24 protein-coding genes, 2 tRNA genes and 1 riboswitch are annotated in these 21,584 nt (G+C 50.2%); all 26 genes read left to right on the forward strand.

Going from position 1 to position 21,584, the window contains the following annotated elements:
- Positions 1-16 precede the first annotated feature (16 nt).
- The 26 genes from DWX32_RS11670 to DWX32_RS11795 all read left to right on the forward strand — a co-directional run bounded on the left by DWX32_RS11670 (position 17) and on the right by DWX32_RS11795 (position 21,437).
- A complete protein-coding gene (locus DWX32_RS11670; RefSeq protein WP_118660150.1) occupies positions 17-358 on the forward strand; it encodes a hypothetical protein in 342 nt (113 codons plus the stop codon).
- Positions 355-843 carry a helix-turn-helix domain-containing protein gene (locus tag DWX32_RS11675; protein ID WP_118660152.1) on the forward strand — a complete coding sequence of 163 codons (489 nt, stop codon included), beginning with the start codon at positions 355-357 and terminating at the stop codon, positions 841-843. Before DWX32_RS11670 ends, DWX32_RS11675 begins: the two co-directional genes overlap by 4 nt.
- Positions 844-922: 79 nt before the next feature.
- Positions 923-1,090, forward strand: coding sequence for a hypothetical protein (locus DWX32_RS19660; protein WP_158579584.1), 168 nt, complete (start codon positions 923-925; stop codon positions 1,088-1,090).
- Positions 1,087-1,257, forward strand: a complete 171-nt coding sequence (locus DWX32_RS20750; protein WP_118660156.1) for a helix-turn-helix domain-containing protein — start codon at positions 1,087-1,089, stop codon at positions 1,255-1,257. Before DWX32_RS19660 ends, DWX32_RS20750 begins: the two co-directional genes overlap by 4 nt.
- A 121-nt stretch (positions 1,258-1,378) precedes the next feature.
- Positions 1,379-1,448, forward strand: a tRNA-Lys gene (locus DWX32_RS11690).
- A 68-nt stretch (positions 1,449-1,516) separates the two neighbouring features.
- Positions 1,517-1,598: transfer RNA gene (locus DWX32_RS11695), tRNA-Leu, on the forward strand.
- 133 nt (positions 1,599-1,731) lie between these two features.
- On the forward strand, positions 1,732-3,396 hold the full coding sequence (rho, locus tag DWX32_RS11700; protein ID WP_118660158.1) for a transcription termination factor Rho: 1,665 nt from the start codon (positions 1,732-1,734) through the stop codon (positions 3,394-3,396).
- A 131-nt stretch (positions 3,397-3,527) separates the two neighbouring features.
- Positions 3,528-3,728, forward strand: coding sequence for a 50S ribosomal protein L31 (gene rpmE / locus DWX32_RS11705; RefSeq protein ID WP_022462139.1), 201 nt, complete (start codon positions 3,528-3,530; stop codon positions 3,726-3,728).
- A 104-nt stretch (positions 3,729-3,832) separates the two neighbouring features.
- The gene (locus DWX32_RS11710) at positions 3,833-4,816 is read left to right on the forward strand and encodes a DUF1385 domain-containing protein (RefSeq protein WP_118660160.1); all 984 of its coding nucleotides are present in this window, start codon (positions 3,833-3,835) and stop codon (positions 4,814-4,816) included.
- A gap of 3 nt (positions 4,817-4,819) precedes the next feature.
- Complete coding sequence (gene prmC, locus DWX32_RS11715) at positions 4,820-5,677, forward strand: peptide chain release factor N(5)-glutamine methyltransferase (RefSeq protein WP_118660162.1); 858 nt, start codon at positions 4,820-4,822, stop codon at positions 5,675-5,677.
- 75 nt (positions 5,678-5,752) lie between these two features.
- Complete coding sequence (gene prfA / locus DWX32_RS11720; RefSeq protein ID WP_022462136.1) at positions 5,753-6,829, forward strand: peptide chain release factor 1; 1,077 nt, start codon at positions 5,753-5,755, stop codon at positions 6,827-6,829.
- Positions 6,830-6,921: 92 nt separating this feature from the next.
- Positions 6,922-7,842: a nucleotidyltransferase family protein gene (locus DWX32_RS11725; protein ID WP_055219722.1), complete on the forward strand. Its 921-nt coding sequence runs from the start codon at positions 6,922-6,924 to the stop codon at positions 7,840-7,842.
- Between the two features lie 104 nt (positions 7,843-7,946).
- The gene (glmM, locus tag DWX32_RS11730; RefSeq protein ID WP_022462134.1) at positions 7,947-9,293 is read left to right on the forward strand and encodes a phosphoglucosamine mutase; all 1,347 of its coding nucleotides are present in this window, start codon (positions 7,947-7,949) and stop codon (positions 9,291-9,293) included.
- The gene (locus DWX32_RS11735; RefSeq protein WP_055219726.1) at positions 9,290-10,324 is read left to right on the forward strand and encodes a tetratricopeptide repeat protein; all 1,035 of its coding nucleotides are present in this window, start codon (positions 9,290-9,292) and stop codon (positions 10,322-10,324) included. Before glmM ends, DWX32_RS11735 begins: the two co-directional genes overlap by 4 nt.
- Positions 10,325-10,342: 18 nt before the next feature.
- Positions 10,343-11,578 carry a GTPase HflX gene (gene hflX / locus DWX32_RS11740; protein ID WP_055227015.1) on the forward strand — a complete coding sequence of 412 codons (1,236 nt, stop codon included), beginning with the start codon at positions 10,343-10,345 and terminating at the stop codon, positions 11,576-11,578.
- A 247-nt stretch (positions 11,579-11,825) separates the two neighbouring features.
- Positions 11,826-14,237, forward strand: coding sequence for a ribonucleoside triphosphate reductase (locus tag DWX32_RS11745; RefSeq protein ID WP_055227013.1), 2,412 nt, complete (start codon positions 11,826-11,828; stop codon positions 14,235-14,237).
- Positions 14,238-14,395: 158 nt separating this feature from the next.
- Positions 14,396-15,673 (forward strand): O-acetylhomoserine aminocarboxypropyltransferase/cysteine synthase family protein, encoded by a 1,278-nt coding sequence (locus DWX32_RS11750; protein ID WP_022463108.1) that lies wholly within the window; start codon positions 14,396-14,398, stop codon positions 15,671-15,673.
- Positions 15,674-15,714: 41 nt separating this feature from the next.
- Positions 15,715-16,197: an acyl-CoA thioesterase gene (locus DWX32_RS11755; protein WP_117801938.1), complete on the forward strand. Its 483-nt coding sequence runs from the start codon at positions 15,715-15,717 to the stop codon at positions 16,195-16,197.
- Positions 16,198-16,318: 121 nt separating this feature from the next.
- Positions 16,319-16,399, forward strand: a riboswitch (ZMP/ZTP riboswitch).
- Between the two features lie 78 nt (positions 16,400-16,477).
- On the forward strand, positions 16,478-17,191 hold the full coding sequence (locus DWX32_RS11760) for an IMP cyclohydrolase (protein WP_022463110.1): 714 nt from the start codon (positions 16,478-16,480) through the stop codon (positions 17,189-17,191).
- A 31-nt stretch (positions 17,192-17,222) separates the two neighbouring features.
- Positions 17,223-18,401 (forward strand): phosphoribosylaminoimidazolecarboxamide formyltransferase, encoded by a 1,179-nt coding sequence (locus tag DWX32_RS11765; RefSeq protein WP_117760499.1) that lies wholly within the window; start codon positions 17,223-17,225, stop codon positions 18,399-18,401.
- A gap of 243 nt (positions 18,402-18,644) precedes the next feature.
- Positions 18,645-18,887 carry a hypothetical protein gene (locus tag DWX32_RS11770; protein WP_022463113.1) on the forward strand — a complete coding sequence of 81 codons (243 nt, stop codon included), beginning with the start codon at positions 18,645-18,647 and terminating at the stop codon, positions 18,885-18,887.
- Entirely contained in the window at positions 18,874-19,401 is a 528-nt protein-coding gene (locus DWX32_RS11775; RefSeq protein ID WP_118660164.1) for a DNA-deoxyinosine glycosylase, read from the forward strand. The genes DWX32_RS11770 and DWX32_RS11775 overlap by 14 nt, the downstream gene beginning before the upstream one ends.
- Positions 19,402-19,405: 4 nt before the next feature.
- Complete coding sequence (locus DWX32_RS11780) at positions 19,406-19,636, forward strand: hypothetical protein (protein ID WP_022463115.1); 231 nt, start codon at positions 19,406-19,408, stop codon at positions 19,634-19,636.
- A 38-nt stretch (positions 19,637-19,674) separates the two neighbouring features.
- Positions 19,675-20,019, forward strand: a complete 345-nt coding sequence (locus DWX32_RS11785; protein ID WP_055219739.1) for a metal-sensing transcriptional repressor — start codon at positions 19,675-19,677, stop codon at positions 20,017-20,019.
- A 30-nt stretch (positions 20,020-20,049) separates the two neighbouring features.
- The gene (locus DWX32_RS11790; RefSeq protein WP_055219741.1) at positions 20,050-20,874 is read left to right on the forward strand and encodes an Mrp/NBP35 family ATP-binding protein; all 825 of its coding nucleotides are present in this window, start codon (positions 20,050-20,052) and stop codon (positions 20,872-20,874) included.
- 335 nt (positions 20,875-21,209) lie between these two features.
- Positions 21,210-21,437, forward strand: a complete 228-nt coding sequence (locus DWX32_RS11795) for an HPr family phosphocarrier protein (protein ID WP_022463118.1) — start codon at positions 21,210-21,212, stop codon at positions 21,435-21,437.
- Positions 21,438-21,584: the final 147 nt, after the last annotated feature.

Here is a 21,584-nt window from a genome sequence, read left to right on the forward strand (position 1 = left end):
CAAGGAGGAATTTAAAATGGAAAAAGCAAAAAAAATTAAAAGTCTGGAAGGAATCCAGAGAGTAAGATTTAATGATTTTTCGGAGTATGATTCTGAGAAGTCAGCAAACGGTGGAGCGTATGGCTTCTGGACGGACTACACCCGTTTGGAAAACGGGATGTGGGAGGTTTCCTATGGAACCACCGCAGAATTTGACTTCTGCCCGGTGTGCGGAAGCTTCGATGATCACCGTCTCGAAGACGGAACTTACGAGTGCGGTGAGTTCCAGACGGTCAGCGAAGAGGAGCTGATCGAAGAAATCAATAAATTCGTTGAGACAGACGACGAATTTATTGAATATAAAGGAGAAAAACAATGAAAATAAAAGAAATCCGGAACGCCTCCGGCTTAACACAGGAGGCGTTCGCAAGAAAATACAACATCCCGAAGAGGACTCTTGAGGGATGGGAGGCGGGAAAAAGAAACCCGCCGGGGTATGTGCTTGAACTGCTTGAGAGAGTAGTAAAAGAGGATACCGAAAAAACAGAAAAGGAGAAAACAGAAATGTATTACAATACGATAATTTTAAAACATGGTGTAGGAAGCTACACAAAGAAACAATTTGATAATTTCGTCGAAGGAGATTGTGTTTGCGGTGAAAACGCAAACCCGGAAGAGCTGAAACGTTGGTCTAGCGACCAGTACGGATTAGCAAAAGCCGAGTTAAACAAATACAAATGCTCGTACAAGAAAAGCGGCGGATACGTATTTGCAGACGAATACGCGCTCGAATACTGTAATACGGACGAAGACGGGGAATTTCTCGATGGATCAGACCTCGATCTCGCGGAAAAAGAAGCATGAGAAAAAAATAAAAGAGTCGTGCCATTTTGACACGACTCTTTTATGTGAAAAAAGCAAAAACACTTGAAAAACCAGACAAGTGATCCGGGAAAACAAAGGAATCACAAACGAAGTTATAAACAAAATTGAAAACGAGCGTGAAATGATGGAAAAAGAAAAGAAAAGGTTTGAGGAGAAAATAGAAAAAAGTTATAACGCGATAGCAAAAAACAAAGAATGGATGGAAAAGAAAAAAGAGGAAGAATGACAATTAAAGAAATAAGAGAGCATTCCGGACTTTCACAAGGGGAGTTTTGCAAGCGGTACGGGATCCCAAAAGGGACCCTGTGCCATTGGGAGAGCGGGGAAAGAAAGCCACCTTCATACGTGCTCAATCTTCTGGAAAAAGTAGTGGAGCAAGATAGAGAAAAATGAGTTGTAGAAAAACCGTGTCAAAAATTGACGCGGTTTTTTATTTGACATGATGGACACAATATGCTAGAATCTGAATGTGTCATTTTCGTGTCATGTAAGTGTTGGAAAATGGCGTATTTATGGGCATTTTAGGTGGTAAGGAAACTTGACTTTTAATCAAGTTGTCCGGGGTTCGAATCCCCGATGCTTCACTAAATACCCCATAGAAAACGCCCATGGAGGTTTTCTATGGGGTTTTTCTTTTTTGAAAAAATAATATGCGGTTATGACGGAATTGGCAGACGTGCAGGATTTAGGTTCCTGTGCCTTTCGGCGTGTGGGTTCGAGTCCCACTAACCGCAGAAAAATCCACAGCAGTAAAATGACAAAAATCAGATTCTAAATAATTGCAGCAAAAATATTCGCGCATCAAATATCTTAAAAACTCCAAACAGAACCGAAAATCAAATAGAGAATAGATAGAGGAAAAATGGTATGACAAGAGAAAAGTATGAGTCATTGCCTTTGAGCACGCTGAAAGCGCTGGCAAAATCCAGAAACATGAAGGGGATTTCCACCCTGCGGAAAGAAGCGCTGATTGAGCGGATGCTGGAAGAAGATCAGAAAGAAAACCAGAAAAACATGGAAGAGCCGGCGGTTCTAAAAGAGGAAAAAAAGACGGAAACTGTACAGGATCAGAATCAGGAACCGCAGGAAAAGCGGGAGGACGGTATGGAGCGCCAGAATCGGGAAACCTCGGAAAACGGCACCGCGCGTCCGTACCAGAGACCGCGGTATGTCCGCCGGGAAGAGCGCAGTGAAAACGGAGAGCGCCAGGAGTACCGTCCAAGAGCGCCGCGTTTCAATGAGCGTAGATTTCAGGAACCACGAAATTATAATCAGAATAACCGTGAGGAAGAGCAAAGACAGGAGCCGCGTCAGGAAGCAGGGCAGGAAATGAGACAGGAGCCGCTGCGTCAGGAAGCAAGACCAGAGACGAGACAGGAACCGCGTCAGGAAACCAGCACGCTCGACAGCGGCCAGGAGGCCTGCGGCATCCTCGAGGTCATGCCGGACGGATTTGGATTTATCCGCTCCGACAACTATATGCCGGGCGACAGCGATGTCTACGTTTCCCCGTCCCAAATCCGCCGTTTCGGACTGAAAACAGGAGATATCATCCGCGGAAACACGAGAGTAAAGTCCGCAACCGAAAAATTCAGCGCCCTTTTATACTTAAAGAGCGTCAACAATCTGCCGCTCGACCAGATCATGCGCCGCGGCAATTTCGAAGATATGACACCGGTCTTCCCGGATGAGCGGCTGCGCCTTGAACGCCCGGGCGGAAGCATGGCGATGCGGATCGTGGATCTTGTAAGTCCGATCGGAAAAGGCCAGCGAGGCATGATCGTCTCCCCGCCGAAAGCCGGAAAAACGACGCTTTTGAAGGATGCGGCAAAATCCATCCTGCAGAACAACCCGGAGATGTATCTGATCATCCTTCTGATCGACGAGCGTCCGGAGGAGGTCACCGACATTAAAGAAGCGATTCAGGGATCGAATGTGGAAGTCATCTATTCCACGTTTGATGAGCAGCCGGAGCACCACAAACGCGTGTCTGAGATGGTCATTGAGCGCGCGAAACGTCTTGTGGAGAGTAAAAAAGACGTTACGATCTTCATCGACAGCATCACACGTCTCGCCAGAGCTTACAACCTGACCGTTCCGCCGAGCGGCCGTACCCTTTCCGGCGGTCTCGATCCGGCAGCACTCTACATGCCGAAACGGTTCTTCGGCGCGGCCAGAAACATGCGCGAGGGCGGAAGCCTGACGATTCTTGCAACGGCGCTTGTGGACACCGGAAGCAAGATGGACGATGTCGTTTACGAGGAATTCAAAGGCACCGGAAACATGGAACTCGTGCTCGACCGGAAACTGCAGGAACGCCGCGTCTTCCCGGCCATCGACATAGCCAAATCGGGAACAAGAAGAGAAGATCTGCTTCTGACACCGGATGAGCAGGAGGCCGTTTACAATATGCGGAGGGCATTAAACGGCATGAAATCCGAGGAAGCCGTGGAAAATATTCTGAACATGTTTGCCCGCACCAGAAACAACGGCGAACTGATTCAAATTTTAAAGAAACAAAAAATAGTATAAGGCTTGCAATTTTCAAAATTGTGTGATATAATGAGAAAGCTGTGCAAGGTTGATGAGATTTTGTCAGCCTGAAATACGAAATCATCAGAGTAAATCTGAGAAGATAACAATATTAAGAAGAGGTGAATAAAATGAGAGAAGGAATCCATCCAGAATACCATCAGGCAACTGTTACCTGCAACTGCGGAAATACTTTCGTAACAGGTTCTACCAAGAAAGAGATCCACGTTGAGATCTGTTCTAAATGCCATCCGTTCTACACTGGCCAGCAGAAAGCTGCTGCAGCTCGTGGACGTATCGAGAAGTTCAACAAGAAATACGGCATGAAATAAGAATTGAATCAAGCAAGATGAAAAACGGGCTGAGGTTGGAAGATCTCAGCCCGTTCTTGCGTTACGGATGCAGAAAATCCCCTTTGAGGAGGTAAACGTAAATTATGAAATCATCCAATATTGGCGGCCAGGCCGTGATGGAAGGCGTCATGATGATGAACAAGGACCGCTATTCCGTCGCAGTACGCCGGCCGGACGGGGAGATTGAGGTTAAAGTAGAGCAGCACAAGCCGCTGACGAAGCACAAGGAGCTCTTAAAAGTTCCGATTCTGCGCGGTGTCTTCAGCTTTGCCGATTCGATGATCGTCGGCATGAGTTCCCTTATGTACTCCGCTTCGTTCTATGAGGACGAGGAGGAGGAAAAGAAAAAGCCGGCGACGAAAGAGGAAGAGGAGCAGCAGAAAGCGAAAAAAGAAAAGACAGACAAGCTGATGATGTACGGAACCGTCACATTTTCCGTTGTCATCGCCGTCGTTCTCTTTCTGATGGTGCCGTACTTCCTGTCCGAACTGCTGCACAAAGCGGGAGCCGGAACGACACTGACCGCGGTGGCAGAGGCCTTTGTGCGTGTGGCACTGTTCCTCGGCTATCTGGCAGCCATTTCCCGTATGGAAGACATTCAGCGCGTGTTCATGTACCACGGCGCCGAGCATAAATGCATCAACTGCGTCGAGCACGGTCTGGAACTGAACGTGGAAAACGTCTTAAAGAGTTCCCGGGAGCACAAGCGCTGCGGAACGAGCTTTCTTATGTACGTCATCGTCATCAGTATCATCTTTTTCATGTTCATCCGGGTCGATTCCCCGGTGCTGAAAATTGTGATCCGCCTGCTTCTCATTCCGGTGATCGCGGGCGTTTCGTATGAATTTATCCGCCTGGCGGGAAAAAGTGACAATAAACTGGTCAACCTGATCAGTAAACCGGGCCTGATGCTGCAGCACCTGACGACGCGCGAGCCGGATGCCGAGATGGCAGAGGTTGCGATCGCCGCTGTGGAGGCTGTGTTTGACTGGAGAGCGTACCTGAACGAAAACTTTGGTTATACGTACCCGGCCAAAACCGAAAAGAAAGAACATGAGGAGCCGTGACCGATGAGTGTGCACGATAGAAAAAACTTGAAATCTGCACTGGAATCCGCTATTCTGTACTTACAAAAGCAGGGGGTGGAGGAAGCCCGGCAGGACGCATGGCTTTTACTGGAGCATGTCTGCGGGATCAGCCACAGCACCTACTTTGTACACAGTGAAGATGAAATGCCAAAAGAACAGCAGGAGCAGTACGAAGCGCTGGTCAGAAAGCGCGGCGAACACATTCCGCTGCAGCAGCTGACCGGAGAGGCGTGGTTCTACGGAATCCCGTTTTTTGTGAATGAGCATGTACTGATTCCGCGGCAGGACACCGAGATTCTTGTGGAGGAAGCGCTCCGCGGCCTTCCAAAAGATGCACGGATTCTCGATCTCTGCACCGGTTCGGGATGCATCCTCATATCGCTTCTTGTGACGAGAGAGGACTGCACGGGAATCGGCGCGGATCTCTCCGAGAAAGCCTTACAGGTTGCGGAAAAGAACGGCGCACAGGCGGGCGGACGGGCATCGTTCGTAAAGAGCAACTTATTTGAAAACATCGAGGGAACCTTCGATGTGATCGCAAGCAATCCGCCGTATATCCGCACGGATGTGATTGAAACGCTGATGCCGGAGGTGCGCGACCATGAGCCGCGGATGGCACTCGACGGCAGTGCGGACGGTCTTGTCTTTTACCGGAAGATTACAGAGCAGGCAGGAAGCTATTTAAAAGAGGGCGGAAAGCTCTGTTTTGAAATTGGATACGATCAGGGAGATGAAGTGCGGGAGCTGATGGAAACCCACGGCTTTGCCGATGTACAGGTTCTGAAAGATCTGGCAGGCCTGGACCGCGTGGTGGCCGGTATCTGGCACAAAAAACCCTGACAGAAATGAATTTTAATTTTGACACCATAATGACATCATAAACAGACGAAAACAGTAAAAAGGAGCAGTCATTTTATGTTTGATAAACTTGATGATATCCTCATGCGTCTCGAGGAGGTACTGAATCAGTTAAGCGAGCCGGACGTCGCTGCCGATGCGGCGAAGTTCCAGAAGCTGATGAAGGAGCAGGCAGAACTCCAGCCGATCGCAGACGCATATAAGGACTATAAAACACAGAAACAGACCATTGAAGAGAGCCTGATGCTTCTCGAGGAGGAATCCGACGAAGAGATGCGCGAAATGCTGAAAGAAGAACTCTCCGATGCGAAAAAACGCGTAGAGGAGCTGGAGCAGGAGCTCAAAGTCCTGCTTCTGCCGAAAGACCCGAACGATGACAAGAACGTTATCGTAGAGTTCCGCGCAGGTGCCGGCGGAGACGAGGCGGCACTCTTTACCGCAGAAATCTGCCGTATGTACATCAAATACGCAGAGAGCCGCGGCTGGAAAACAGAGCTGACCAGCGCCGATGAAAACGGAATCGGCGGCTTTAAAGACGCAACACTTCTGATCAACGGAGCAGGCGCGTACTCCCGGATGAAGTACGAGAGCGGCACGCACCGCGTACAGCGTGTGCCGGAAACCGAGTCCGGCGGAAGAATCCATACCTCAACCATGACCGTAGCGATCATGCCGGAGGTGGACGACGTCGAAGTACAGATCGACCCGAAAGATTACAAATTCGATGTATTCCGTGCTTCCGGAAACGGCGGCCAGTGTGTCAATACGACCGACTCAGCAGTCCGTCTGACCCACTTCCCGAGCGGCATCGTCATTTCCTGCCAGGATGAGAAATCACAGTTAAAGAATAAGGACAAGGCACTGAAGATTCTGCGTGCCCGTCTGTACGACTTAGAGCAGCAGAAACAGCACGATGAGATGGCCGAGCTTCGAAAGAGCCAGGTCGGAACGGGAGACCGCTCCGAGAAGATCCGTACGTACAACTTCCCGCAGGGACGTGTGACGGATCACAGAATCAAACTGACCTTATACAAACTGGACGCCATCATGAACGGCGATCTGGATGAAATCATCGACAGTCTGATTGCAGCCGATCAGGCCGCAAAGCTGAGCAGCATGCAGGAAGAAGCATAATAATAAACGCTGCGAATCACGATTGGTCTACAGGATCGATTGTTGATAGAATAAACAAGAGAAAAAAGGGGAAAAGAGAAAGGGAAAACGCTATGAAGAAAACAGCACTTGTGATCATGGCAGCCGGAATCGGCAGCAGATTTGGAAAGGGAATCAAACAGCTTGAGCCAGTAGGACCAAACGGGGAGATCATCATGGATTATTCCATCCACGATGCACTGGAAGCCGGCTTCAACAAAGTAGTCTTCATCATCCGCAAGGATCTGGAGAAAGATTTCAAGGAAGTCATCGGCAACCGCATCAGCAAAATCACAGAGGTGGAATATGCATTCCAGGAGCTCGATGATCTGCCGGCAGGCTTTGCAAAACCGGAAGGCCGTACCAAACCGTGGGGAACCGGCCAGGCCGTTCTTGCCTGCAAAGGTCTTGTAAAAGAGCCGTTTGCTGTTATCAATGCTGATGACTATTACGGAAAAGATCCGTTCGTAAAACTGCACGACTACCTTGTACAGGAGCATGATGTGGATGAAGTTATGCCGATCTCCATGGCAGGATTCGTGCTTGGAAACACCTTAAGTGACAACGGCGGTGTTACAAGAGGTGTCTGCGTCGTTGATGAAAACGGAAATCTGACTGGTGTCAACGAGACGAAAAACATCGTAAAGACCGCAGAGGGCGCAGGCGTTGAAAAAGAAGACGGAACGGTTGATCCGATCGACAAAAACTCCCTTGTTTCCATGAACATGTGGGGACTGCAGCCGGAGTTCATTGATCTTCTGGAGAAAGGCTTTGTTGAATTCCTTTCTGCACAGAAAGAGGGAGATGTAAAAGGCGAGTACCTCCTTCCGATCTACATCGACGAGCTGCTGCACGCAGGAAAAGCAGAAGTAAAAGTTCTTCCGACCGACGCAGAGTGGTTCGGCGTAACGTATCAGGAAGACAAAGCTTCCGTAACAGAAGCATTCCGCAAACTGATTGCGGACGGCGTATACAGCGAGAAGCTGTACGACTAATTACGATATTTTGTTATTTGAGTGAATAACCAGAAAAAGCGTGTTTGAATGATTGCAAAAAATTTCAGACACGCTTTCTGCCCGAAAGGGGAAAGGAGCATACCATGGGTAAATATTTTGGAACAGATGGATTTCGCGGAGAAGCAAACATTGATCTGACGGTTGAGCATGCATATAAAGTGGGAAGATTCCTCGGATGGTATTTCGGAAAAGACCACAAAGCACAGATCGTCATTGGAAAAGACACCAGACGCTCCAGCTACATGTTCGAATATTCGCTGGTAGCAGGACTGACCGCATCGGGAGCAGACGCTTATCTGCTGCATGTAACGACCACCCCGAGCGTTTCCTATGTTGTCCGTACCGAAAACTTTGACTGCGGAATTATGATCTCCGCCAGCCACAACCCGTTCTATGACAACGGAATCAAAGTCATCAATGGCCTGGGACAGAAACTGGAAGCCGACATCGAAGCGCAGATCGAAGCCTACATCGACGACGGAACACCGAAGATCCCGTTCGCAACGAGAGAAGACATCGGACGTACCGTGGATTTTGCAGCCGGAAGGAACCGCTACATTGGACACCTGATCTCGATTCCGACAAAATCCTTTAAAAACATGAGAGTCGGACTCGACTGCTCCAACGGAAGTGCCTCTTCCGTAGCCAAGAGCGTGTTTGATGCCATCGGCGCCAAGACATATGTGATCCACAACGAGCCGGACGGAACAAACATCAACTGCGGCTGTGGTTCCACCCACATCGAAGAGCTTCAGAAATATGTAAGAGAGAAACACCTCGATGTCGGATTTGCCTACGACGGAGACGCAGACCGCTGCATCGCTGTCGATGAGCTGGGAAATGTGGTAGACGGAGACCTGATCATGTATGTCTGCGGTAAATACTTAAAAGAAAAAGGCCAGTTAAACGGAGATACGATTGTGACCACGATCATGTCAAACCTCGGTCTTTACAAAGCGTGTGACCGCGCCGGTATCCGGTATGAGAAGACGGCAGTCGGCGACAAATACGTGTGCGAGAACATGATGGCAAACGGCTATTCTCTCGGCGGAGAGCAGTCCGGCCACATCATTTTCAGCAAGCACGCGACGACCGGTGACGGAATCCTGACCTCCCTGATGGTGATGGAAGTGCTGATAGATAAGAAACTCCCGCTCAGCACCCTGACAGCCGAGGTAGTGATTTACCCGCAGCTCTTAAAGAATGTCCGCGTGGCAAACAAAGCAGCTGCAAAGGCCAACCCGGCAGTACAGAAAGCAGTAGAAGACGTAGCAGAGGCCCTGGGCGATGACGGACGCATCCTCGTAAGAGAGAGCGGCACCGAGCCGGTGATCCGTGTCATGGTGGAAGCACCGGACGACGCAACGTGTGCAAAATACGTAGACCAGGTTGTTTCTGTGATGCATAAAGAAGGACTTGTGACAGAATGAAAAAAAGACTGGTAATCTTTTTTCTGGCGGCGGCAATGGTGCTTGGCGGCTGTGAAAATAAAAATTCAAAGCTTTATAAAAAGGGCATCGAGGCGCTCGAACAGAAGGACTACGTAACGTCGATTGCGATGCTGGAGGGAGCCGTAAAGGCAGGCGACCGACTGGCGGAGAGCTACCGGTCGCTCGGCATCGCTTATCTGAAAAGCCAGGAGTATGACAAGGCAAAAGAGGCTTTCAAGAGCAGTCTTTCGAGCATGAAGCACAAAGACGCGGAGTTTTCGCGCGATGTCATGTATTACGAGGCGGAAACCTGCGTACAGGCCGGAGATCTGGATGGAGCCATTGAGATCTGCACCAATATTCAGGAAGAAAAGGCCGATGCCGATGCGCTGTTCCTTAGGGGACGCGCGTACTTCCTGCAGAAGAATTACGAGCAGGCGAAGGTGGATTTTGATGCGGCAGTGGAGACGAAGGAGAGCTATCAGCTCTGCCTTGACATTTACGAGCTGTATCAGGAGAGCAGCATGAAGGCGGACGGAGACCGTTACCTCGAAGCGGCAGTGAAGATTGAGCCGAAAACGACCGAGGATTATTATAACATCGGCTGCGCATACTACTATCTGGAGGAGCAGGACGAGGCGGTCAAAGCGTTCTCGAAGGCAATGAAGGACGGCAGCAGCGCGGCGATGGAAATGCTCGGCGAGGTTTACCTTTCCAATGGTCAGAACGACGAGGCGAAAGCACTGTTTTCTTCGTATCTTTCGACAGATGGCTTTGCGGCGGCAGCAAACAACGGGCTGGCGCTCTGCGCACTTGCGGAAAACGACACGGACAGTGCACTCTCGTATATCGAGGAAGGACTCAAAACGGCAGAGGATTCCGACCGGGAAAATCTGCTGTTCAACCAGATTGTATCCTATGAAAAACGGGCGGATTTTGATACCGCGAAGTCGCTGATGGCGGATTTTCTGGCAGCATACCCGGAAAACACCGCGGCGCAGCGGGAAAATACGTTTCTCCAGAACCGATAACAGACGGAGGAAGTTGAATTGTTTGATTTAAGAGAAGAACAGGAGCGCGTGATTCTGGTCGGCGTACAGGAAAACGGCGGCGCAAACGCAGAAGAATCGCTCGACGAGCTGGCGGAACTGGCCAGCACCGCCGGTGCGAAGGTGGAGGGCCGCCTGGTGCAGGTGCGAGAGGCCATTCATCCGGGAACGTACATCGGAAAAGGAAAATTAGAGGAGTTGAAAATTCTGGTGCGCGCCTGCGATGCGACGGGCATCATCTGCGACGATGAGCTCTCCTCGATCCAGTTAAAAGGGCTGGAGGAAGCACTGGAATGCAAGATCATGGACCGTACGCTTTTGATCCTGGATATCTTTGCGGCGCGCGCCGTGAGCAGCGAGGGTAAAATCCAGGTTGAGCTGGCCCAGTTAAAGTACCGTGCGTCCCGACTTTCCGGCCTTGGCACATCGCTTTCCCGTCTCGGCGGCGGAATCGGTACGAGAGGACCGGGAGAGAAAAAGCTGGAAACCGACCGGCGCCTGATCCGCACGCGCATTACGCAGTTAAAACGTGAGCTTGAGGAAGTACGCCAGCACAGAGAGCTCCTTCGTGAAGGCAGAAAACGTTCCAAAATCCCGGTAGCGGCGCTCGTAGGCTATACGTCAGCGGGAAAGAGCAGTCTTTTAAATGCACTGACAGGATCGGAAATTCTGGCAGATGCAATGCTGTTTTCCACGCTGGATACGACGACGCGGTCACTGACCCTTCCGGATGGACAGGAAATCCTGCTGACCGATACGGTTGGATTTATCAATAAGCTGCCACATCATCTGATCGATGCATTCCGCAGTACGCTGGAGGAAGCACGGTATGCCGACTATATTCTCCACGTTGTGGATACGTCAAATCCGCAGATGGAGCTGCAGATGCAGGTCGTGTACGATACGCTGCGGGAACTGAAAGTTGAGGACAAAAAGATCGTCACCCTGCTGAACAAGCAGGATAAGCTTCTCGCCCCGATGGTTGTAAAAGATTTCCGGGCAGACGCGAGCCTTGCGGTCTCTGCCAAAACAGGACAGGGACTCGAAGACCTCAAAAATTTACTCTCCTCGTGGATGATGGAGGGAAAAATCTATATCGAGCGCCTCTATCCGTACGATAAGGCGGGAACGATTTCACTGATCCGCGGATACGGAATTCTGCTCGAAGAAGAATATCTGCCGGAAGGCATCCGCGTAAAAGCCTATGTACCGAAGGATATCTATCCGAGGGTATAGAGGTATGGCAAGCGGGCTTAAAAACGGCAGTACATCCCTTTAAGCGCCGTACAGCGCCGAAAAATGGAAGGGACAGAATACAAGTAAAAGTACCATATCTAGTGATGTTAGAAAATTTCACACTAGATATGGTACTTTTTACTATTGACGGGAGAAACATGCTCTGCTATCATATGGTTCAGACACTGCAAAGAGTGGAACCTTAAAAAGGCCTTGCAGAAACGGTTGAATTAACAGGAGGGATTCCATGTTTCAGGTAGAAAAGAGAGACGGAACGATTGCAGAGTTCCAGATGAAAAAGATTACCGATGCGATTGGAAAAGCATTCGGCGCAAAAGATATGCAGTTCAGCGATGACATGCTTCAGATGCTGGCACTGCGCGTAACAGCGGACTTTCAGTCCAAGATCAAAGACGGAAAAATTTCAGTGGAGGCAATTCAGGACAGCGTGGAGAACGTGCTGATCCAGTGCGGCTACGCAGAAGTGGCAAAAGCTTACATTCTGTACCGCAAGCAGAGGGAAAAAATCCGCAACATGAAATCGACGATCGTAGACTACAAAGAGATCGTGGACAGCTACGTAAAAGTAGAGGACTGGCGTGTCAAAGAGAATTCGACCGTAACGTATTCTGTCGGCGGTCTGATCTTAAGCAATTCCGGCGCGATCACAGCCAACTACTGGTTATCAGAGATTTATGATGACGAGATCGCCGAGGCACACCGCAACGCGGATATTCACATCCACGACCTGTCGATGCTGACCGGCTACTGTGCAGGATGGTCGTTAAAACAGCTCATCAAAGAAGGACTTGGCGGCATCAACGGAAAGATTACTTCTTCTCCGGCAAGACATCTTTCGGTTCTGTGCAACCAGATGGTCAACTTCCTCGGCATTATGCAGAACGAGTGGGCAGGTGCGCAGGCATTTTCTTCATTTGATACGTATCTGGCGCCGTTCGTCAAAGTGGACAACTTAAGCTACGGCGAAGTGAAGAAGTGCATCGAGGCGTTTATCTACGGCGTCAACACACCGAGCCGCTGGGGAAGCCAGGCACCGTTCTCCAACATCACACTCGACTGGACCGTACCGGATGACCTCGCGGAGCTTCCGGCGATCGTCGGCGGCAAGGAGATGGACTTCAAGTACAAAGACTGTAAAAAAGAGATGGATATGGTCAACAAAGCGTTCATCGAGACGATGATCGAGGGAGATGCCAACGGAAGAGGCTTCCAGTACCCGATCCCGACCTACTCCATCACATCCGATTTTGACTGGTCCGATACGGAGAATAACCGTCTGCTGTTCGAAATGACTGCAAAATACGGTACCCCGTACTTCTCCAACTACATCAACAGCGATATGAAACCAAGCGACGTGCGCTCCATGTGCTGCCGTCTCCGCCTGGATCTGCGTGAGCTTCGAAAGAAAACTGGCGGATTCTTCGGTTCCGGCGAGAGCACCGGATCGGTCGGCGTTGTCACCATCAATATGCCGCGTATCGCATATCAGTCCAAAGATGAGAAAGAGTTCTACCGCCGTCTCGATCATATGATGGATATTGCCGCACGTTCGTTAAAGACGAAACGTGAGGTCATTACCCGCCTCCTGGACGAGGGACTGTATCCATATACGAAACGGTACCTTGGAACGTTTGAGAACCACTTCTCAACCATCGGTCTGATCGGTATGAACGAGGCCGGCTTAAATGCCGCATGGCTCGGAAAGGGTCTGGAGGATCCGAAGACACAGCAGTTTACGAAAGAAGTTCTGAACCATATGAGAGAGCGTCTTTCTGATTACCAGGAGGAGTACGGCGATCTGTACAACCTTGAGGCAACTCCGGCGGAGTCGACCGCATACCGTCTGGCAAAACACGACCGTGCAAAATGGCCGGATATCAAGACCGCAGGCCATGAGGGAGATACCCCGTACTACACCAACAGCTCCCATCTGCCGGTGGACTATACCGAGGATATTTTCTCTGCGCTTGATATTCAGGATGATCTGCAGACGCTGTACACCTCGGGAACTGTCTTCCATGCGTTCCTTGGCGAAAAACTGCCGGACTGGAAAGCAGCAGCTTCCCTTGTGCGGAAGATTGCAGAGAACTACAAACTGCCGTACTACACGCTGTCCCCGACGTATTCTGTCTGTGCGAACGACGGCTATCTCGCCGGCGAGCACTTTACATGTCCGATCTGCGGAAAAGAGGCAGAGGTTTACAGCCGTATCACGGGATATTACCGTCCGGTCAAGAACTGGAACGACGGAAAACGCCAGGAGTACAAGAACAGAACTGTATATGATATCATCCACTCCAAATCGCCGGAGCAGAAAATGAAATCGTACGGTGCAGCAGAGAAACTGGCAGAGCAGGCCGCTGGAAAAGAAGAGCCGAAAGCCGCTGCAGCAGCAGATAAAATCGAGGAAGACGGCATGTACCTGTTCACGACAAGCACCTGCCCGAACTGCAAAATGGCAAAAGAAATGCTCGCCGAGGAGCAGTATGAGGTGATCGACGCAGAGCGTCACCCGGATCTTGCCGCACAGTACGGCATCATGCAGGCACCGACTCTTCTCGTTGTGGAGGACGGCCAGGCGCAGAAGATTGTGAATGCTTCCAATATCCAGAAATATGTGGATGAATATCTCTCCTAAATCTGTGCGCATATAGTTGCAGGAAAGAACAAACAGAGTTATAATAGGAAAAAGTGATACCCTCGCCCGGGCATCCCGGGTGGGGGTATTATTATGGCGCTGAGCACAGCAGAAATCGGCCCGGTGGACCGGTTTCACTTACAGAAGGGAGAAAAATTATGGGATACAGCCAGGACACAATCTGTGTACAGGGAGGATGGCAGCCGAAAAACGGTGAGCCGCGTGTACTTCCGATTTACCAGAGCACAACATTCAAATATGCAACCAGCGAGGAAATGGGAAAACTGTTCGATCTGGAGGAGGAGGGATATTTCTATTCCCGTCTGCAGAACCCGACGAACGACGTCGTAGCACAGAAAATCTGCGATCTGGAGGGCGGCGTGGCAGCCATGCTCACATCTTCCGGCCAGGCGGCAACGATGCTTGCTGTTACCAACATCTGTGAGGCAGGCGACCACGTTGTCTGCGCGGCAAAGGTTTACGGAGGAACCTCCAACCTGCTCGCCGTTACCTTAAAACGATTCGGCATCGAGACTACTCTCGTGGACCAGGATGCGCCGGCAGAGGAGCTGGAAAAAGCATTCCAGCCGAACACCAAAGCTGTCTTTGCCGAGACGATTTCCAACCCGGCAGGTGTTGTACTTGACATTGACAAGTTTGTTAAACTTGCACATGAGCACGGCGTTCCGATGATCTGCGACAACACCTTTGCAACCCCGATCAACTGCCGTCCGTTCGAGTTCGGTGTAGATATTGTCACCCATTCCACCACAAAATACATGGACGGCCATGCAATGGCGCTCGGCGGAGCGATTGTCGATTCCGGAAACTTCGACTGGGATGCGCATGCAGACAAATTCCCGGGCCTTACTACACCGGACGAATCGTACCACGGCGTGATTTATACGCAGAAATTCGGTAAAAAAGCGTATATCACAAAAGCAACCGCACAGCTGATGCGTGATATGGGAGCGTGCCAGTCCCCGCAGAATGCATTCCTGACGAATGTCGGTCTGGAGACCCTGCACCTGCGCGTGGAGCGTCACTGCAGAAATGCCGAGAAAGTGGCAGAGTTCCTGAAAAACCACCCGAAGGTAGCATGGGTTGAGTACGCAGGCCTTGCAGACAGCAAATACCATGCGCTGGCAGAAAAATACATGCCGAACGGAACCTGCGGCGTTCTCTGCTTCGGACCAAAGGGCGGAAGAGACGGCGCGATGCGCTTCACGAACGGCCTGAAAATGGTAGCAATTGTAACACACGTTGCCGATGCAAGAAGCTGCGTTCTGCACCCGGCAAGCCATACCCATCGCCAGCTGAACGATCAGCAGCTCATCGAAGCCGGTGTTCTGCCGGATCTGATCCGTCTGTCAGTCGGCATTGAGGATGTGAACGATATCATTGCAGACCTTGATCAGGCGCTTGCGAACGTATAAAGATACAAAAAACAGGATGTGAAAAGGAGCGTATTGGTAAAATGGAAGAAATGGCAGAGAAACGCGTAAAAGATTCTGAGACAGAGCAGTCGTATCTTCTGATGCACCGCCATATCAACGGCTATGGCCGTCTGTTCGGCGGCCAGCTGGTCGCGTGGATCGATGAGCTTGCCGGTCTGGTGGGACGCCGCCACTGCGGCCACGAAATCACCACCGCGTGCATCGACAATCTGAACTTCAAGCATCCTGCTTTTCTGAACGACACCGTCGTACTGGTCGGAAGAGTGACGTATGTCGGACGCACCTCAATGGAGGTGCGCGTCGACACGTACGTGGAAGAGCTTGCGACCGGCATTCGGAAAATGATCAACCGTGCCTACGTGGTGATGGTGGCCATCGACGAGAACGGCCGCGCACTTCCCGTCCCGGGCCTGATTCTGGAATCCCCGGAGCAGGAGGCCGAGTGGGAGGGCGGAAAACGCCGCTATGAACTGCGAAAAGAGCGTCACAGAGAGGGGTTCTAAGTTGACGTTCACCCGCACATTTGCAGAATCCACCGGAGCTGTCTTCGTGCATTCTGAAAATTTTATTTTAAGAAAATCCCGCCGTGTCCCTTGACAGGCGGGATTTTCCATGTTAAGGTAAAGGCAGTTATACGACTGACGGAAGTGGAAATGACCACAGGGAGTATAGCGTGAGAAGAGGCCGACCGTCTGGGCAGAAGAATGCTTGGGGGAGTGGGTCTGTTTTTTTATCCAAAAACAGAAAATCCCATTCCAGCCACCTTGAAAAGGAGATCAGAAGATGAAAAAAGTATCACTGGAACAGGAATTAAAAGGAAATGCATATCCAGGAAGAGGAATTGTGATCGGCAGATCCAAAGACGGCACAAAAGCCGTTGCCGGATACTTTATTATGGGCAGAAGCCAGAACAGCCGCAACCGTGTCTTTGTTGAGGAGGGTGAGGGAATCCGCACACAGGCGTTTGATCCGTCGAAGCTGGAAGATCCGAGCCTGATCATCTACGCACCGGTACGCGTTCTGGGAAATGATACGATCGTAACAAACGGAGACCAGACCGATACCGTATACGAAGGACTGGAGCAGGGAAAAACGTTTGAGGTATCCCTTAGAAGCAGAGAGTTTGAGCCGGATGCACCGAACTACACTCCTCGTATTTCCGGTGTGATGCACGTAGAGAACGGAACGTACGGCTACCAGATGTCGATCTTAAAGAGCAATAACGGCGATCCTTCCCAGTGCAACCGCTACACCTTCTCCTATGATAACTGTGTAGCAGGGGAAGGCCATTTCATCCACACCTACATGCACGACGGCAATCCGCTGCCAAGCTTTGAGGGTGAGCCAAAACTGGTCGAGATTCCGGATGACATCGATGCTTTCACCGAACTGCTCTGGAGCAGCTTAAACGAGGACAACAAGGTGTCCCTCTTCACACGCTATATCGACATTGCAACCGGCAAGTATGAGACAAGAATCGTGAATAAAAATAAATAAGAAATCGAGTGTTTTGCGAAAGGAGAAAATCATGAAAGAATTAGCGTTAAAATACGGATGCAACCCGAACCAGAAACCTTCCAGAATTTACATGGATGATGACAGAGATCTTCCGATCGAAGTATTAAGCGGCCGTCCGGGCTATATCAATTTTCTGGATGCCTTCAATGGCTGGCAGCTGGTACGTGAGCTGAAAGCAGCCACCGGTCTTCCGGCAGCAACTTCCTTCAAGCACGTTTCCCCGGCAGGTGCAGCCGTAGGTCTTCCGCTGGACGAGACCCTGCGTAAAATTTACTGGGTAGACGATATGGGAGAGCTTTCTCCGTTAGCATGCGCTTATGCAAGAGCCAGAGGCGCAGACCGTATGTCTTCTTTCGGCGACTTTATCGCACTTTCTGATGTCTGCGACAAAGACACCGCATCTCTGATCAAACGTGAGGTTTCTGACGGTGTCATCGCTCCGGGATTTACCGATGAAGCACTGGAAATCTTGAAAGCAAAGAAAAAAGGTAACTACTGCGTCATCAAAATCGACGAGAATTACCGTCCGGCTCCGCTCGAGCACAAACAGGTCTTCGGCATTACCTTTGAGCAGGGCCGCCAGGAGCTGCCGATCGACGATGAGCTGCTCTCCAACGTGGTAACCGAGAACAAAGAGATTCCGGAAGCAGCAAAACGCGATCTGAAGATTGCACTGATTACCTTAAAATATACCCAGTCCAACTCCGTATGCTTCGTCAAAGACGGTCAGGCCATCGGTGTCGGCGCAGGCCAGCAGTCCCGTGTGCACTGCACCCGTCTTGCCGGACAGAAAGCCGACAACTGGTTCCTGCGTCAGTGCCCGAAGGTGCTGGATCTGCAGTTCGTAGACGGCATCCGCCGCGCAGACCGTGACAATGCGATCGACGTTTACATCGGCGAGGAGTACATGGATGTTCTCGCAGACGGCGCATGGGAGAAGATCTTCAAAGTAAAACCGGAAGTCTTCACAAGAGAAGAGAAACGTGCATGGCTCGACCAGATGAAGGGCGTAACCTTAGGTTCCGATGCCTTCTTCCCGTTCAGCGACAACATCGAGCGCGCACACAAGAGCGGCGTCCAGTACATCGCAGAGCCGGGCGGATCGGTTCGTGATGACGCTGTCATCGAGTGCTGCAACAAGTACAACATGGCGATGGCATTTACAGGAATCCGTCTGTTCCATCACTAAAAAGAAATGCGTTTTATATTTATATAAGAAGAAAGAATCCGGTCTCTGGGCGGCCGGATTCTTTCTTTTTTTCGCACATGTATCATCAAAGAGAGAGTAGCACTTTCTGAAGAATAAAAAATAAGCAGGAAGAGGGCGGTACCGCCCTTTTTCTGTCGAAAACCCCTGTTCTTTTTCGGAAAAGTGTGATAAAATACCCCATGGGCGTATCTTTTGCCCGCTGCAAAAAGGAGGATGAGGAATATGCGGCAGATGGAATTTAAAATGGAGCGACAGGGACTTCTCGAGGAAGGCCAGGAAGTCAACGTGACAGAAAGCGCACTGCCTACCTCCTATTATTATACGATTACCCCGGCAGTGGCCATGAGCAGGAATTATCAAGCGTATGAGAGGCTGCAGTCCCGGAAGGGAATCGTAAAAGAAGTAAAAGAGACACCGAGAGGATTCTATACGGTAGTGGAGTTTGATGAAGATGAGCCGACCTGACGAGAACAAAAATGAGCACCCGGCGGTGCATCCGATTCCGCCGGTTTACCGCGCCGATTCCCGGATTCTGATTCTCGGCAGTTTTCCGTCCGTAAAATCCAGGGAGACCGGATTTTTTTACGGCCATCCGCAGAACCGTTTCTGGAAAGTGACGGCAGCCGTGTGCGGGGAAGAGGTGCCGCAGACCGTGGAGGAGAAGAAGGCGTTTCTGCTCCGGAATCATATCGCTGTCTGGGATGTGATCGCGTCCTGCGTCATCACAGGCTCGAGCGATGCGAGCATCCGCGATGTTGTGCCGAATCCGCTGCAGGACATTCTGGAATGCGCCGATATCCGGCAGATTTACTGCAACGGGGTGACCGCGTGGAAGTATTACCGGAAGTACCAGGAGAAGCAGCTGGGACGGGAAGCGGTTCGTCTTCCGTCGACGAGTCCCGCGAACGCCGCATGGTCTGTGGAGCGGCTGCTTGGCGAGTGGAGCCAGTGCGGAGAAGTCTTACGAAACGGAGAGTGACAGGATGAAAAAAGAGTACGAGACCGTCTGGGAGATTTTTAATGAGTGTGCCAATAATCAGATGCGGGACGTCTTTTTCGACGAGATTGAGACGGATGACCCGGAGGCGTATATCCGTCAGAAATTTCCGGACAAAAACTTAAAATATGAAAAAACGGTGGAAGCGGACGGATCTCTGGTCTTTGACATTGAGACCTCCGGCATCCGCCAGCGGTTTACGTTTACAGAAATCTGAATCGCGCAGAAAATACCAGAAAAGCGGAGAAAAAAACGATGAGTGAAGAAAAACACACGCATGTGCATGTGCTGGAAGACGGCACCGTGATCGAGCATTCCCACGATCACGCCCACGGGCACCATCATACAAATACAAAAGCAGTCTTAAACCGCCTCTCCCGCGCGATCGGACACATGGAGTCGATCAAGCGGATGGTAGAGGAAGGCCGGGACTGCACTGAGGTTCTGATCCAGCTGTCTGCCGTGAAGGCGGCCATTAACAATACAGGAAAAATTATCCTGGAGGATCACATTGAACATTGCATCGTCGATGCAGTCGAGCATGGGGACACAAAAGCGATTCAGGAGCTGAATAAGGCGATCGACCGCTTTGTCAAATAAGCAAGAAAAACAAGAAAAGAGGAAAGAAACATGGCAAAAGAATGCAGCAATTCGAGCTGTTCCAAAGAAAGCTGCGAAGGATGTCCAAGCAAAGCAGGACAGGGCAAACCGGATTTTCATATTGATCTGAATGCCGATTCTTCGATCAAACATGTCATTGGCGTTGTCAGCGGCAAGGGCGGTGTTGGTAAATCCATGGTAACCGCATCTCTGGCAAACCAGAAAGCAAAAGAGGGCTACAAGGTTGGTATCCTCGATGCCGATATCACAGGACCGTCCATCCCGAAAATGTATGGCCTGAAAGGACCTGCAAACGTAGATGACAAGGGCGTTTACCCGGCAGTTGCAGCAAACGGCGTAAAGGTAATGTCCATCAACCTCCTGCTTCCGGGCGAGGAAGAGCCGGTCATCTGGAGAGGACCTGTCATCGCAGGAACCGTAAAACAGTTCTGGACCGACGTCATCTGGGGCGACCTGGACTATCTCTTCGTCGATATGCCGCCAGGAACCGGTGATGTTCCGCTGACCGTTTTCCAGTCTCTTCCGGTAGACGGCGTAGTGATCGTATCTTCCCCGCAGGATCTGGTGCGCATGATCGTCATGAAAGCCTACAAGATGGCACAGATGATGAGCGTTCCGGTGCTCGGTATCGTAGAGAACTACAGCTACCTCGTATGTCCGGACTGCGGCAAAAAGCTGTCCATTTTCGGCGAAAGCCACATCGACGAGATCGCAGCCGAGATCGGCGTGCCGGTTCTCGGCAAAATGCCGATTCATCCGGAGTTTGCCGAGCTGGTGGACGAAGGAAGATTTGCAGAAGTGGATAACACCGATATTGCAAAGATCAACATCTAATCATTAAATATAGAAGCAAGTAATGGCATGAAAAACTCGTTTTTCCTTGATTTTACAAGGAAAAGCGGGTTTTTTTGACAAGATTTTTACGTTTCTTTTGGCAAAAACTATTTTATTTTAAACGGATTTTGTGTAACCGGTTACACATGACTGCGCAAATGAGACAAAAAGCGACAAATATGAAGGGTTAATGAGAAAAACTTGCATAAAAAACATGCATAATATGGCAAAAACAAGGAAATAAATTCAATATTGACATTTAAAGAGAAAAAGTGCATAATCTACCTCAACGATAGGAAAACAAACAGCTATTGATTAAGAAAGAGGTGAATCGTATGTCACACTGCGTAGTAAGACTCAATGGAACTGAGGAAGTAGAGGAGTTTGTAAAAGCAGCTTCCAAATGTGATTTTGATATTGACATTTTTTACAACCGCGTTATTATTGATGCAAAATCCATTCTTGGCATCCTCAGCATGGATCTGAACCGTGATCTCACCGTACACTGCTATGGTGACAGTCCGGCATTCAATAAAACCCTGCAGAAATTTGCTGTAGCATAAATTTTATTAAGGGAAACGAAAAAAATTCAGCCTGCGCCGCCAGCGAGAGTAGAGACAGAATTTGCGCAGGGGACTTTCTGAAGAAAAACTAATCACACGAGACACATAACTTCAGAGAGAAAAAAGGAGACTGTTGCGGCAGTCTCC

The sequence above is a fragment of the Blautia sp. AF19-13LB genome, assembly GCF_003479105.1.
GTDB classification, from domain to species: Bacteria; Bacillota; Clostridia; order Lachnospirales; family Lachnospiraceae; genus Fusicatenibacter; species Fusicatenibacter saccharivorans.

What these genes read in the sequence shown, in the direction of transcription:
- DWX32_RS11670 (WP_118660150.1), top strand. Translation starts at nt 17, where the DNA reads ATGGAAAAAGCAAAAAAAATTAAAAGTCTGGAAGGAATCCAGAGAGTA.
- DWX32_RS11675 (WP_118660152.1), top strand. Translation starts at nt 355, where the DNA reads ATGAAAATAAAAGAAATCCGGAACGCCTCCGGCTTAACACAGGAGGCG.
- DWX32_RS20750 (WP_118660156.1), top strand. Translation starts at nt 1,087, where the DNA reads ATGACAATTAAAGAAATAAGAGAGCATTCCGGACTTTCACAAGGGGAG.
- rho (WP_118660158.1), top strand. Translation starts at nt 1,732, where the DNA reads ATGACAAGAGAAAAGTATGAGTCATTGCCTTTGAGCACGCTGAAAGCG.
- rpmE (WP_022462139.1), top strand. Translation starts at nt 3,528, where the DNA reads ATGAGAGAAGGAATCCATCCAGAATACCATCAGGCAACTGTTACCTGC.
- DWX32_RS11710 (WP_118660160.1), top strand. Translation starts at nt 3,833, where the DNA reads ATGAAATCATCCAATATTGGCGGCCAGGCCGTGATGGAAGGCGTCATG.
- prmC (WP_118660162.1), top strand. Translation starts at nt 4,820, where the DNA reads ATGAGTGTGCACGATAGAAAAAACTTGAAATCTGCACTGGAATCCGCT.
- prfA (WP_022462136.1), top strand. Translation starts at nt 5,753, where the DNA reads ATGTTTGATAAACTTGATGATATCCTCATGCGTCTCGAGGAGGTACTG.
- DWX32_RS11725 (WP_055219722.1), top strand. Translation starts at nt 6,922, where the DNA reads ATGAAGAAAACAGCACTTGTGATCATGGCAGCCGGAATCGGCAGCAGA.
- glmM (WP_022462134.1), top strand. Translation starts at nt 7,947, where the DNA reads ATGGGTAAATATTTTGGAACAGATGGATTTCGCGGAGAAGCAAACATT.
- DWX32_RS11735 (WP_055219726.1), top strand. Translation starts at nt 9,290, where the DNA reads ATGAAAAAAAGACTGGTAATCTTTTTTCTGGCGGCGGCAATGGTGCTT.
- DWX32_RS11745 (WP_055227013.1), top strand. Translation starts at nt 11,826, where the DNA reads ATGTTTCAGGTAGAAAAGAGAGACGGAACGATTGCAGAGTTCCAGATG.
- DWX32_RS11750 (WP_022463108.1), top strand. Translation starts at nt 14,396, where the DNA reads ATGGGATACAGCCAGGACACAATCTGTGTACAGGGAGGATGGCAGCCG.
- DWX32_RS11755 (WP_117801938.1), top strand. Translation starts at nt 15,715, where the DNA reads ATGGAAGAAATGGCAGAGAAACGCGTAAAAGATTCTGAGACAGAGCAG.
- DWX32_RS11760 (WP_022463110.1), top strand. Translation starts at nt 16,478, where the DNA reads ATGAAAAAAGTATCACTGGAACAGGAATTAAAAGGAAATGCATATCCA.
- DWX32_RS11765 (WP_117760499.1), top strand. Translation starts at nt 17,223, where the DNA reads ATGAAAGAATTAGCGTTAAAATACGGATGCAACCCGAACCAGAAACCT.
- DWX32_RS11770 (WP_022463113.1), top strand. Translation starts at nt 18,645, where the DNA reads ATGCGGCAGATGGAATTTAAAATGGAGCGACAGGGACTTCTCGAGGAA.
- DWX32_RS11775 (WP_118660164.1), top strand. Translation starts at nt 18,874, where the DNA reads ATGAGCCGACCTGACGAGAACAAAAATGAGCACCCGGCGGTGCATCCG.
- DWX32_RS11780 (WP_022463115.1), top strand. Translation starts at nt 19,406, where the DNA reads ATGAAAAAAGAGTACGAGACCGTCTGGGAGATTTTTAATGAGTGTGCC.
- DWX32_RS11785 (WP_055219739.1), top strand. Translation starts at nt 19,675, where the DNA reads ATGAGTGAAGAAAAACACACGCATGTGCATGTGCTGGAAGACGGCACC.
- DWX32_RS11790 (WP_055219741.1), top strand. Translation starts at nt 20,050, where the DNA reads ATGGCAAAAGAATGCAGCAATTCGAGCTGTTCCAAAGAAAGCTGCGAA.
- DWX32_RS11795 (WP_022463118.1), top strand. Translation starts at nt 21,210, where the DNA reads ATGTCACACTGCGTAGTAAGACTCAATGGAACTGAGGAAGTAGAGGAG.